The sequence below is a fragment of the Thalassospira sp. Z349TD_5 genome, from assembly GCF_056173045.1.
Genome location: NZ_CM149654.1, coordinates 2,924,577 through 2,937,266, shown reverse-complemented (window position 1 = coordinate 2,937,266; position 12,690 = coordinate 2,924,577). Strand labels below are relative to the sequence as shown.

Annotated in this window: 13 protein-coding genes and 2 tRNA genes; 9 read left to right on the top strand and 6 right to left on the bottom strand. The window is 52.0% G+C overall.

The genetic code is table 11. The features are described 5' to 3' along the window. Positions 1–116: 116 nt before the first annotated feature. Positions 117–1,148 carry a GGDEF domain-containing protein gene (locus tag AC0VXT_RS13655; protein ID WP_022733259.1) on the bottom strand — a complete coding sequence of 344 codons (1,032 nt, stop codon included), beginning with the start codon at positions 1,146–1,148 and terminating at the stop codon, positions 117–119. Between the two features lie 347 nt (positions 1,149–1,495). Between AC0VXT_RS13655 and AC0VXT_RS13650 the strand changes: the two genes are divergently transcribed. The 4 genes from AC0VXT_RS13650 to AC0VXT_RS13635 all read left to right on the top strand — a co-directional run bounded on the left by AC0VXT_RS13650 (position 1,496) and on the right by AC0VXT_RS13635 (position 4,466). After that, positions 1,496–2,191: a hypothetical protein gene (locus AC0VXT_RS13650; RefSeq protein WP_475545852.1), complete on the top strand. Its 696-nt coding sequence runs from the start codon at positions 1,496–1,498 to the stop codon at positions 2,189–2,191. Positions 2,192–2,779: 588 nt separating this feature from the next. After that, positions 2,780–3,259: a hypothetical protein gene (locus AC0VXT_RS13645; protein WP_475545851.1), complete on the top strand. Its 480-nt coding sequence runs from the start codon at positions 2,780–2,782 to the stop codon at positions 3,257–3,259. 201 nt (positions 3,260–3,460) lie between these two features. Continuing rightward, complete coding sequence (locus tag AC0VXT_RS13640) at positions 3,461–3,667, top strand: cold-shock protein (RefSeq protein WP_022733220.1); 207 nt, start codon at positions 3,461–3,463, stop codon at positions 3,665–3,667. A gap of 127 nt (positions 3,668–3,794) precedes the next feature. Beyond that, positions 3,795–4,466, top strand: a complete 672-nt coding sequence (locus AC0VXT_RS13635) for a 5-formyltetrahydrofolate cyclo-ligase (RefSeq protein WP_475545850.1) — start codon at positions 3,795–3,797, stop codon at positions 4,464–4,466. Positions 4,467–4,480: 14 nt separating this feature from the next. On the opposite strand, the gene AC0VXT_RS13630 is transcribed toward AC0VXT_RS13635, so the two are convergent. From AC0VXT_RS13630 to AC0VXT_RS13615, 4 genes are all read right to left on the bottom strand, one after another. Beyond that, positions 4,481–4,873, bottom strand: coding sequence for a GFA family protein (locus AC0VXT_RS13630; protein ID WP_475545849.1), 393 nt, complete (start codon positions 4,871–4,873; stop codon positions 4,481–4,483). Positions 4,874–5,072: 199 nt separating this feature from the next. Then, positions 5,073–5,147: transfer RNA gene (locus tag AC0VXT_RS13625), tRNA-Glu, on the bottom strand. Between the two features lie 50 nt (positions 5,148–5,197). Then, positions 5,198–5,542, bottom strand: a complete 345-nt coding sequence (locus tag AC0VXT_RS13620) for a GIY-YIG nuclease family protein (protein ID WP_475545848.1) — start codon at positions 5,540–5,542, stop codon at positions 5,198–5,200. A gap of 118 nt (positions 5,543–5,660) precedes the next feature. Then, positions 5,661–5,734: transfer RNA gene (locus AC0VXT_RS13615), tRNA-Gln, on the bottom strand. A gap of 247 nt (positions 5,735–5,981) precedes the next feature. Here AC0VXT_RS13615 and AC0VXT_RS13610 point away from each other — a divergent pair. From AC0VXT_RS13610 to AC0VXT_RS13590, 5 genes are all read left to right on the top strand, one after another. Then, entirely contained in the window at positions 5,982–7,172 is a 1,191-nt protein-coding gene (locus AC0VXT_RS13610; RefSeq protein ID WP_240626496.1) for a Ppx/GppA phosphatase family protein, read from the top strand. A 72-nt stretch (positions 7,173–7,244) separates the two neighbouring features. Continuing rightward, on the top strand, positions 7,245–8,051 hold the full coding sequence (locus AC0VXT_RS13605; protein ID WP_022733213.1) for an RlmE family RNA methyltransferase: 807 nt from the start codon (positions 7,245–7,247) through the stop codon (positions 8,049–8,051). Between the two features lie 207 nt (positions 8,052–8,258). Beyond that, positions 8,259–8,783 carry a PAS domain-containing protein gene (locus AC0VXT_RS13600; protein WP_475545847.1) on the top strand — a complete coding sequence of 175 codons (525 nt, stop codon included), beginning with the start codon at positions 8,259–8,261 and terminating at the stop codon, positions 8,781–8,783. Positions 8,784–8,968: 185 nt separating this feature from the next. Continuing rightward, on the top strand, positions 8,969–10,435 hold the full coding sequence (gene guaB, locus AC0VXT_RS13595; protein ID WP_475545846.1) for an IMP dehydrogenase: 1,467 nt from the start codon (positions 8,969–8,971) through the stop codon (positions 10,433–10,435). 200 nt (positions 10,436–10,635) lie between these two features. Beyond that, positions 10,636–11,973, top strand: coding sequence for an RsmB/NOP family class I SAM-dependent RNA methyltransferase (locus AC0VXT_RS13590; RefSeq protein ID WP_102783057.1), 1,338 nt, complete (start codon positions 10,636–10,638; stop codon positions 11,971–11,973). A gap of 233 nt (positions 11,974–12,206) precedes the next feature. Here AC0VXT_RS13590 and AC0VXT_RS13585 read toward each other — a convergent pair whose 3' ends face one another. Beyond that, on the bottom strand, positions 12,207–12,563 hold the full coding sequence (locus AC0VXT_RS13585) for a hypothetical protein (protein ID WP_475545845.1): 357 nt from the start codon (positions 12,561–12,563) through the stop codon (positions 12,207–12,209). Positions 12,564–12,690: the final 127 nt, after the last annotated feature.

The window sequence follows — 12,690 nt, the reverse complement described above, 5'->3', positions numbered from 1 at the left end:
TTTGGCTTGGCGAGACACAATCGGGTTTGCTCGAAGTCAAATTCGCATCACACCACTTATGGCATAGATAGGCCCAAAGATGGTCTTATTTTCCGGTAGACCCGGTATGTGTTTTTTTATTGAGACATACAGGTATTTCGCCCACCTTGTTTTGCCTCGTATAGGGCATTGTCTGCACGATCAACAAATTCCAGTATATTCTCGCCAAGTCGATAGGACGTCAAGCCGATTGAAACAGTTAACTTACCGAAACTCTTTCCTGTTTTTTTATTGATAATCTGTTGCATGGAAACATTGTTGCGAAGTTTATCTGCCAGCTTTTTAGCATTTTCCAGCGACGTGTCGGGCAGGATAATGGCAAATTCCTCGCCGCCATAACGCGCAACAGTATCCGCACCCTTGGTCGAATTTACCAGAACCCGCGCCACTGCTTTTAAGACGCCATCGCCAGTGCGGTGACCGAAATTATCGTTGAAGGCCTTAAAGTGATCAATGTCGATCATTAGCAACGACAGCTCGACACCAGTTTCCATGGTCGAGGTAACAGCATCGCGCAGCGACGTGTCAAAGTTCTTACGGTTGGCGATCCCGGTTAGGGTGTCTGTCAGGGCATCACGACGCACCAGTTCCAGTTCGCTGCGCACGCGACGGACTTCCTGATGGTACTCACCAAGGTTACTGTTGAAATCACCATAACGATTTCGCGCCGTGTGGGTGGCCTTTGACAGGTTTTGTGTCACGCAATGCACATCTTCAGGCGAAATTCCGTCTTCGGTCAGCCGGTTTGATGCGGTGTCAATTTCATCACAGAATATTTCGGTGTCGCGGATAACGGAATGAACCGCCTCTTCAACGCGTTCTACCGCTGCCTGCAATCCCTCGACGCCCTGATCGATTTTCTGCTGAAGCGCGTTGCTTCCAAGATACTTGTGATAAATCCGAAAGACGGTTTCTTCATCAAGTTCCTGGGTGTTGCGGATCAACACCTTGATCAATTGGCTGAGTTCGGGAACTTCGTCGGTCAGATAGCTGTAAAATACATGATAGACCTGCGGGGTTGGCTGCAGGTTCAGTTCATTAATCAGCGTCATCACGTTTTGCGCAATGTCACGAGGATTTGCGATCTTGGTTGTCGCTGTTGCTGTCACGGTCTGCTTTTCCGATCAGATAACCAAATTCCCACGTTGTTTTACCTGTGTCCCACCATGGTCACGTTGAGACAGTATCGTGTGACCTTGCTCGTTTTTTTCGCATCGTTTAAGCCGTGCGCGTTTTACATATTTGGTCATCATCGTTCGAATACTAGTCAAAAGTCACGAGAAACTATCAACCAAATCATGACAAATTCAGTCATTGTGGATGCCTTCGATATGATGGCCGGCAAACAGCGGCTTCTTGAACCCTTAAAGTCGCAGCGCCACATGCCCGCAAGAGAACTTTTTTCTATCAGGGTGACGACATGATGTTACGGGCGGCGAATGTCAGAAATTGGTGTGTGCTTTTCTTGATAGTTTTGGGCGGGGTTGTTTGGCTCCGCGATGCACGTGCGCAAGACGATAGCGTTGAAAGTGTTCGGGTTGGCAGTGTCGTCACGGTCACCGATCAGTGGCTTTTATCACTTACATCGGGGCAACAGAATTTCTACAAAACGTTGCGCGCAATGTCGGGACGGCAATGGGCCGATGGTCTTCCGTTTGACCGATTGTATGGTTTGTTTGCAAGTCGGCAAGTTGATTGCATCGTTGCCGAGGCTCCAGTCGAGCCTGCTGAGACGATTGCATCCGTTCATAAGGTAAGGTTTGAAATGGTGATGTTCGCCCGGACGGGTGAGAGTTTGGTGCGGAATGATAGCGTGACGGTCGGTTATCTTGCGACATTGCCACGCATGAAACTTCCCTTGGCGCAAGACGTTGAATGGTATGGTCTGCGGACAATCAAGCAAGGGATCGACCTGATCGGTGCAGGGCGAATTGATGTGCTGATTGCGCATGCAAGTCTGTTTGATAACGATCCATCTATTGTGAGACTACCGTTCCCGCCTGTGCACGTCATTGAACTGGCTTTGGTATGCCACGATACCCTGAAAAATCGCGACTTTATTGCGGCATTTGATGTCCGGCTGAGGTCAGTGCACGACGGTTCTGGAAATACAGGAACCGCAATCCCAACAAGCCGGGTAGGTGTCTCTTAACGTTCGTTCTTCGTTTCGTCTTCTTATGCTCAATAGTTGCATGTAGGGACCTATCCGTAAAACAAACAAGCCTACCTTCGACATCATGATCAGTGTGCTTTGTTGCCCGCTTCAGCGCGTTCAGCCGGTGTGGGACGATTGTATTGTTGAAGTGCCCTGAAGTCGTCGCCACATAATAGTTTGCGCAAAGTTTTCGTCACGTTTTACTGATCATTGATTTATGACCAGAATGTAGAATGGGTTGATGGGATCCCGATCATCGAAGTGGGAATAAATACTTGGCAGTTTGACGATAGAAGCTTGGGCCATGTTGGCCGTTTTCATTCATCGTAATGGAAATTTTTAAGGCAGAAATAAATGCAGTTTGGGCGGCGCGGGATTTATCTCTTTGGGGGGCTGTTTTGCCTGTTCTGCATATCGGTTTCTGCATATGGTCAAGAACCTGTTCGGATTGCCAGTAACATCTAGATTGCGGCGAAATGGATCGATCATGCCCCTTTTGAGCAGCGAAAGTTCCTGACCCGACTTGGCACTCAAAGCCGCCCGGTTTTGTTTGAGGTCATCCCCTACAATCGATTTCGTCAGCTTATGGACAACGAACAAATTGACTGTGTGTTGAGTTCACAGCCAGCGGCGTTTGGCAACACCATCGCCGCTGTCAGTAGGGTTCGCTTCGAATTGCGGCTGTTTAATCTTGCTGGTGTTGATCTGACATCTATGCCAAATGTCGAAATTGGCATCTTAGCGAATTTGCCACGGCCAGATGTGCCTTTGACGGCCGAGATCATTTGGCATGATCTGAGCAGTCTTGAACAATCTGTGGATTTGCTCTCGGCGGGGCGTCTTGATGCAATCATAGGTGATATTGCCCATATTCGAATGTATGACAATATCAGTATTGTTCAGGCCGACCTTCCCCCTGTGATAACCGTAAAGTTGGCTCTTATTTGTCGAGATACAGAACCCTTGCGTGAATTCGTTGGCGAATTTGATTCATCTATGGGTGTGTCAGGTTTTCGGCATTCACAGTCAGATGAAAACCGTTATACGGTTTTGAATGCCTGGTAGCGAAAAAAGAACTTCATACATGAATCCATTGCACTAAGGCCAAAATTCGGTAATTATTGAAACAGTGCAGTACATCTTGTCGGGGCATGGTTGCCTTCTGGTTGGGGGAAGTTATGCTCTTTCCGGGTGTGGTGCAGGGACTGTTTTCTAGCACTTCCTCAAAAGGGAAATGCGCTTACTAAACTAAGGACGACGACGGATATGGCTACCGGAACGGTTAAGTGGTTTAATGCGACCAAGGGTTATGGCTTCATCACCCCTGACGAAGGCGGCAAAGATGCATTCGTGCATATCACCGCTGTTCAGCGTGCTGGTCTGCAGGGACTTGATGAGGGTCAAAAGGTTGAATTCGAGCTGATTGAAGGTCGTAACGGCCGCATGTCGGCAGAAGAACTCTCCATCGGGTAATTGATTTTGGATTGCAGCTTTTGCTGACAACCGTTAACGCGCCGGGCTTCCGGCGCGTTATGCGTTTAAAGGGTTTTGTTGTAGGGTGTTTGACCAAAGACACAACATACGGCAAGTACCCATTCTCATGAGCCTCGATCTTCCCAGTGCACCGGTCGCAAAAGATGCCAATAGCCAGGCCGAATGGCGCCATGCCGTCAGGCGTGCTCTGCTGGGATGGCGCTCCGCACTTGATGCGGCCACACACCAGCATTTATCACATCAGGTTCAGGCGCATTTTTCCGAATTTCTGAAAAGTCGGACCGGGGCTACTGTCGGGTTTTACTGGCCGATCCAAAACGAAGTTGATCTGCGTCCGGTGATGGCGCGTCATCTTGAGGCGGGCGGCAAGGCTGCCTTGCCAGTTGTACCGGGCAGGGATCAGCCCATGGTCTTTCACGATTGGACCCCCAAAACAAAAATGGCGCCCGGTTTCGCCCGGATTCCCGAACCGCAAGGTACTGAGGCGGTTGCTGTACATGTTTTGCTTGCACCCTTGGTGGGCTTTGACGGGGCAGGGTATCGGTTGGGCTATGGCGGTGGATTTTTTGACCGCACGCTTGCGGATCTGAAACGCCGACCCTTGGTTGTCGGGATCGGGTTTGAGGCCACCAGACTTGGCAATATCATGCCCCATCAATATGACGTGCCGGTTGATGTTTTAATTACGGACCGCGGTATTCAGACCGTCAGCGATCAGGCGCTGCCGGTCGAGGACAAGGCCGATCAGTCATCGCCACCGTGTCATCTGAGTACCTGACGCTCAGGCAGATTCTACTCTTCTGAACGGTCTGTGTTGCCGCGATCACGGTCATAGTGCCGATGGATTGGAAAGGCTGGCAACCAAGCCTCGCGGCGGATGGTCCAAAGTTCATAGGTTGGTTTTAAAAGGTCCGGGTCATCAAGCGATCCAAGGTTGACCTCGATCTCATCGTCACTGCGCGAAAAAACGGACGATCCGCAGGCTGGACAGAAATGCCGCTCCTCGTAATCGCGTGTTTCACCTTCGACCCTCACCGCATCCTCTGGAAAAACCGCCGAAGCATGAAAAAGCGCACCATGATGCTTGCGACAATCCATACAGTGACAGAGCCCGACCCGATAGGGGGCACCTATAGCCACAATTTGCACCTTGCCACACAGGCAACCACCGGTGAAACGGTCCATGCGGGTTCTCCTCTTGGATCAAGCGAGCGGTACCATTTTGATCAACAAAACCGCAACGATGACTTTTCGCTAACCTTGGTCTATTTCCAATCTGGTCATTGGCCTGTCGATCATTGCTTTAAGACAAGCAGTCGTCAACGCAACAAAGGAAAGCGCGGCTTTAAACTGATAATGGGGGGAGTTGGTGGGGCAAGAAAGTTGGCTGGGGAACCTGGATTCGAACCAGGACTGACGGAGTCGAGAGTTCGTAGGTCTACCGTTAACCTATTCCCCAGCAGACGAACAAAAAGTTCGACACGGCCTTGGCCGTTGGTGGCGTGTGAATTAATGGATCAGATATGGGTTGTCAAGGCAATGAGTGGGCAGCTTGAGAAGGAAATGCCGATTTTGATAAATTATCGCGTTCGTTTGCCTGTTTTGGCACTTAAATAAGAAGTGCTTTTTGCAAAAAGCGCGGCCTGAGCCGGATTTGAGATGTTTTTCAAAATCTTCTGCTTTTGCGGGATCGTCAAAGTTTACAGTTGTTCTGACTTTCCACGGCTTGAACTTGTTCGTATGGATGGACGCACCGTTATTGTGCTGCACCAGACGTCTGTTCAGGTCCGTCGTTAAGCCAACGTAAAAATGTTCAGGATGATTGATGCTTTGTAAAATATAAACGCAGTACACAAAGCCCGCCTTCGTTGCGCTTCGCTCAACTACGGCGAGGCATTCCGTTTCGCACGCGTCGCCTCGATAAATCTCGTCGAAGCTAAATTTTGCCGCAGGCAAAATTAGCGAAGACGGATGGCTGGGGAACCTGGATTCGAACCAGGACTGACGGAGTCAGAGTTCGTAGGTCTACCGTTAACCTATTCCCCAACAGAAGTCTTGCACACCGTAACACGCGATGTGCCCTAGCGTGGAGCGGTATTTATAAAACCGGATAGGCTTTGGCAACCCCTTTTTTGTCAGAAGCGGCTCATCCATGTGTTTCTTGCATAGGGCATTTGCCTTGTCAGCGATTGTCGTTACACTCATATAGCTGATTCGCAAACGTGTCATATAATTGACGCGTTGATGCGCGACATAGATAGATCATTGGTCACAGAAAGCAGGTTTTGGAAAGGTGAAGCAGGTTCATCCTCATAGCAATTCGCAAGGGGCCGTAAGCTCCGATGGCGGCGCTGCGATGGGCGAGCATGCCGTGCTTGAAGTGCGCGAAAAACCTGTGTTGCCAAAACCTGGCACCACGGTTCACACCGGAACACCGGTGGGAACATCGTCGCGCATGATCGATTGCATTACCGCCCCGCTGTATGCCGCCATTGATCTGGGCAGTTCAAACTGTCGGCTTTTGGTTGCGCGTCCGTGCAATGATGGTTTTAAGGTCATTGATGCGTTTTCGCGGGTTGTGCGCCTTGGCGAAGGGGTACGCGAAAAAGGCTATCTTTGTGAGGCGGCAATGGATCGGGCGATTGATGCATTGAGGGTGTGCGCCAAAAAACTGCGCAAACACCCCGGCGCAAGTTTACGCGCTGTCGCCACAGAAGCCTGCCGTTCGGCAAACAATCGCGACGACTTTATTCAGCGTGTGCGCGATGAAACCGGCATTTCGCTTGATATCATCAATCCGGACGAAGAAAGCCGTTTGGCGCTTCAGGCTTGCTCGGCACTTCTCGATGAACGTCCCTATGCCGTGGTCTTCGATATCGGTGGCGGCAGTACCGAGATTTGCTGGATCAAGGTGGATAACACCGGTAAGACCCAGTGTATTGAAACATTGTCGATGCCGTGTGGGGTGTTGTGCCTGACCGAACGTTATGCCTCGGTCGAGGAACGCCGCCAACGGTTTGAGGCAATGCGCACCGAAATTCGCGAGCGGCTTGAAGAATTCGCCAGTCGAAATTGCTGTTCGGATATGCTTGATGACGACAAGGTACAAATGGTCGGCACATCGGGCACGGTGACGACCTTCTGCGGCATTGCACTTGGTCTGGAACGCTATGAACGTCACAAGGTTGACGGATCAGATTTGCGATTTGATGACGCTGAACGCGTGACCGAATTGTTGCTGCGCATGGAATCAGACAAGCGCAAAGGCCATCCTTGCATTGGCAATCAACGTGCCGAGCTGATGGATGCCGGGGCGGCGATATTTGCTGCGATTCGTGATATCTGGCCGCTGGCGACGCTTAAAGTTGCCGATCGGGGCCTGCGAGAAGGAATTCTCGTCGATTTGATGCGTGCAGACGGCCATGCTATTGACCCGTGCGATGCACGCCGTCATACAGTGTCGCATATTAAAGCCAACTCCTGACCGGACATCGTCGATTTGTTCGATGACACCGACAGGACGCTGGTCAACACAGAATTCAGTGCAGGAAATATCATGAGCGACAATAGCAGCGGAAAAGGCGGTTCACGCCGTCGCAAGGGTTCGGCCATTGCCGCAATTGATACCGGCGCACGCCGTGGCCTGCGTACACGTGTCAAAAGTGCCAAGGGGCGCAAGATTTCATCAACCCGCTGGCTCGACCGGCAGCTCAATGACCCCTATGTGCAAGAAGCAAAACGTCTTGGCTATCGGTCGCGCGCGGCGTTTAAGCTGATTGAAATCAACAACCAGTTCGATTTGCTCCGCCCCGGAATGCGCATTGTCGATTTGGGCGCTGCACCGGGCGGTTGGACGCAGGTTGTGGTCGATATGGTCGGCTCAAAGCAAGGCAAAGGTCAGGTCGTTGGCCTTGATATCCTTGAATGGGAAGGTCTGTCAGGTGCGACCTGTCTTCAGGCCGATTTCCTTGATCCGGCAGCACCCGACATGATCAAACACGCCCTGCAGGGCCCGGTTGATGCCGTGATTTCCGATATGTCACCGGAAACCACCGGACACCGCCAAACCGATCACATTCGTATCATTGATCTGGTCGAACATGCATTGCTGTTTGCCGAGGAAGTTCTCGCACCGGGCGGTATTTTTATCGCCAAGGTGTTTAAGGGCGGTACGGAAAACGATCTGTTGAATCGGGTGAAAAAGAACTTCCGCGTTTCCAAGCACGCCAAACCACCGGCATCGCGCCCGGAAAGCCCGGAAGCCTATTTGATCGCGACTGGTTTCCGTGGGCAGAACAATGCCGAAAATGACATCAATAGCGCAGAAATCCCCGAAGACGACAATTGGTCGCCGGTTGAATAGTACGGACTAATTCACCGGTTTCCGGCGTGGCGGCGTCGTCACGCACATCGTGATTAATCGCAAATGACGTTGCGCTATATCAAATAGTTTCGTGTCGATTGTGGGTTACACTTCTTCCAAAGTGGGTACGCTTGGTCACAGAACGTCCAAGCGTTTTGACGATGTTTTGGTTGGTTCCATCTGACCAGAATTCGCGGGGGCTATTGGATGAAGCACGATCAGTTGTTTCTTACGGGTGTCGAACGTTATTTCGATGATACCGAAATCATCGTCTCAAAAACCGATACCAAGGGGCGTATCACCTACGCCAACGATGTTTTTCTGCGTGTCGCAGGCTACAGCGAAAAGCAGTTGTTGGGCCAACCCCACAGTATTATTCGTCATCCCGATATGCCGCGATGTGTTTTTTCATTGCTGTGGGAAACAGTTGCGGCGGGGCGCGAGATCTTTGCCTATGTGATTAATCGCTGTGCCAACGGGGATCATTACTGGGTTCTGGCCAATGTAACGCCGACCATCGGCCGGGATGGCAAGATCATCGGATATCATTCCAATCGCCGGGTGCCGCGTCGTGATGCGCTAAAACAGGTGATCCCGCTGTATGCAGCCCTGTGCGAGGAAGAAGAAAAAGAACGCAACCGTAAGGAAGGCATGGCGCGTAGTACGGCAAAGCTGGGGGCGCTTTTGGCGGATGCGGGTGTCGATTACGATCAGTTTGTTTTTACCCTGTAAGCCATTTGTGCCGGGAAAACAAAAAAGGGGGCTTGCCTGACGGCAGCCCCATCGACCAGTTTCTAACGCAACGCACAAAATATTGCAGCAATAAATTCGCAGGGCTGTTATGGGCGCAGAAAACTTGGCATATAGGTCATAACGTGTATAAGTTCCGCGCCAACTCAGATTAACGAGGTGGCCAGATGACCCGCATAGCAGAAGCCCTGACGTTTGACGACGTATTGATCAAACCCGCCGCATCCGAAGTGTTGCCGGCTCAGGTGCAGACAAATACCCGCATTACCAAAAAGATTGACCTGAAAATCCCGCTGCTTTCCTCGGCTATGGATACCGTAACCGAAAGTGCAATGGCGATTGTGATGGCACAGCATGGCGGCATGGGGGTCATTCACAAGAACCTCGATATTGTCCAGCAGGCCGAAGAAGTTCGCCGTGTGAAGAAGTTCGAATCGGGCATGGTGGTGAACCCAATTACCATTCATCCGGATCAGACGCTGGCTGATGCGCTTGATCTTATGGACGTCAATCACATTTCCGGTATTCCGGTTGTCGAACGCAGCACAAACAAGTTGGTTGGCATCCTGACCAACCGCGATGTGCGTTTTGCCTCCAATCGCGCGCAGCCGGTTTCCGAACTGATGACCTTTGAAGGTCTGGTCACGGTCACCGAAAACGTAAATACCGAAGAAGCCAAAAAGCTTTTGCACCAACACCGCATTGAAAAGCTGCTGGTGGTTGATGATGCCTATCGCTGTACCGGCCTGATCACGGTCAAGGACATCGAAAAAGCCAAACTGCACCCGAACGCCTGTAAGGACGACAGTGGTCGTCTTCGCGCAGCAGCGGCAACCGGTGTTGGCGAAGCCGGTTTTGAACGTGCAACGGCCCTTATCGAAGCGGGCGTTGACGTTCTGGTGATTGATACCGCACACGGTCATTCGTCTGGTGTGATCAAGGCTGTCGAGCAGATCAAAGCAAAATTTGGCGATATCCAGATCATTGCCGGTAACGTTGCCACCGCCGATGCGGTTAAGGCATTGTCCGAGGCTGGTGCTGATGCGGTGAAGGTTGGTATTGGCCCCGGGTCGATTTGTACGACCCGTATTGTTGCAGGCGTTGGCGTTCCACAGCTTACCGCTGTTTTGGAATGCGGTGAGATGGCGCACAAGCTTGATATCCCGATCATTGCCGATGGTGGCATCAAGTTTTCCGGTGATATCGCCAAGGCCATGGCCGCAGGTGCAAGTACCTGCATGGTGGGCTCACTTCTGGCTGGGACCGATGAGGCACCGGGCGAAGTTATCCTGTATCAGGGCCGTTCGTATAAATCCTATCGCGGGATGGGCTCGGTCGGTGCGATGGCACGTGGTTCAGCGGATCGCTATTTCCAGGAAGACGTTCGCGACAACCTGAAACTGGTGCCCGAAGGCATCGAAGGGCGCGTTCCGTACAAAGGCCCGGCCGGTCAGATTATCCATCAGCTGGTGGGCGGCCTTAAGGCGTCGATGGGTTATACCGGTTCGGCAACCTTGGCCGACTTCCGCGCACGTGCAGAATTTGTTCGCATCACCAATGCAGGCCTGCGCGAAAGCCATGCTCACGATGTGACCATCACCCGCGAAGCCCCGAACTACCGTCCGGGCAGCTAATGCGGGCTGCTTTTTGATTGGCTGGTCTGCCCTGCATTTTGATGTGGTTGGCGAATGGTTAAAGCCATGATATGAGCGGCAGACAATTTTAGGTGACGGCAGGCTTTCCTGCCGTCATCAGCTTTTTTATCGTAAGGTGAACATTCCGGTCCCATATAGGGATCGTTGATCTCACCTCGCAAACAGGTTGGAAAATCGTTTTGAAACCCGGTGCTCGTATCGCGGCCGTCATTGAACTTTATGACGGTTGGACCCATACCAGAGACGACGCAGATCGCGTTGTATCAGGCTATTTCGGATCACGCCGTTATATTGGCGGTGGCGATCGCCGTGAAATCAGCGAACGTTTTTATAACCTGATCCGGCATCAGGCCCGTCTGGGCTGGTGGCTGGCAGAATGCGGTTATGAATTCCAGGACGGCCGGGCGCGCATGATTGCCGATCTGGTGCTTCATGATAATTTGAAGCCCGCCGATCTCGAAGACCGATTCACCGGCGAACAATTCTGCCCAGATCCGCTTCATCCCAATGAAAAGCACCTGATCAACAAACTGTCGGGCAAGACGCTTGATCATGATGGGCAGCCTGGGGCTGTGAAAACCGAACTGCCAAAATGGCTGTATTCGGAACTTCTCAAGCTCCATCATGAAAACCTGCCCGAAGAAATGGCGGCTTATAATAAGCCTGCCAAGCTTGATCTTCGGGTGAACCGCCTACGCGGGACGGTTGATGATGCCATTAAGTCGCTTGAGGCGGACGGCATCAAGAACATCAAGAAAACCCCCTATGCGCCAAACGGTCTTCGGTTGCCGCTGGGGCTGAATATGCTGGTGACGGCGGCCTATAAGGATGGCCTGATCGAAATTCAGGACGAAGCATCCCAGATTTGCGTCAATATCGTCGATGCCAAGCCGGGCATGACCATCCTTGATATGTGTGCGGGGGGTGGTGGCAAAACCCTTGGTATTGCTGCTGACATGCGCGGTAAGGGCCGTATCCTTGCCTGTGATACCCATGCGGCCCGTCTTGATAATGCACGTAAGCGTGCGCGCCGTGCCGGGGCAGGCGACTGCATCCAGCAGCGGATTATTTCCGATGAACGCGACACATGGTTGCGCAGCAAATCCGGGTTCTTTGATCGTGTCTTGCTTGACGTTCCGTGTTCGGGCCTTGGCACGTTGCGCCGTAATCCGGCACTGCGCTGGCGGATTGGTCAGCGCGATGTCCGTGCGATGATGGCCGAACAAAGCAAAATCCTCAAAGCCGGTGCCGCACGTGTGACACGTGGTGGTCGTTTGATCTATGCGACCTGTTCGATCATGCCCGAGGAAAACGAACGTCTGATCGAAACCTTTATGCGCGATCGTAAGGACTTCAAACCGGTTCCGATCAGTGACATTTGGCCCGATGCGCCAAAATCCGTGCCGGTACCGGGCGGTAAAGACAAGCCATGGCTGCGTCTGTCACCCAACGTGCATGGTACCGACGGTTTCTTTGTCGCGGTGTTTGAGCGCACGGCAAAAGGCAAGGCAAAGTAATGATGCTTGTGGTTGCGGCATACCCCCAACGATCCTTGCCCGCTACCGCCCTTACTCTGCCCGCTCTGACCGGCCTTATGACTTTGGCTCTGACACATATAAAAAAGGCCCTGCGTGCATTTGCCGCAGGGCCAGTTTTATTTTACCGTGAACGCAAAGTTGCGTTGAAGATATCTTCTACAGTCTGCTCAGGCCACCAAACCAAACCCGTCTCTGAAAATCAGACAGAGAGCTTATTCTGTCTTCTGGGCCGGTTCTTTGGTTGCGCCGTCTTTGGTCATGGCATCGTTGTTAAGCAAGTTGTTCATGCCCGGAACCGCACTGCCGTCTTCTTCGGTCTGTGGGCTGGCCTCAGTCTTGCTGTCTGTCATCGGATCGGACTTGGGCTGTGCTTCACCGATTTCCGCATCCGGTGCCGGGATTTTCGGGATTTTGACCGCACCGGTCGCATTGCTGGTTTCTTCGGCGCCGATAATCGCAAGCGGATTGTCGCCTTTGGACTGGGTCATGGCAATGGCGGTGGCGGCACCGGCCACAAGAATAAGACCCGCGACGGCAAGTGCGACTTTACTACCCTTGGAATTGCTCATGGTTATGTGTCCCTATTTCTAATCAGTGTTGATGTGCTCATACGTGGACGCGTTTTTGACCGCGTTCCGTTAAAGGCGAATGTGCCTGCCCATTGCGCTTTAAAAAGGGACCAATTGTGTATTTTTC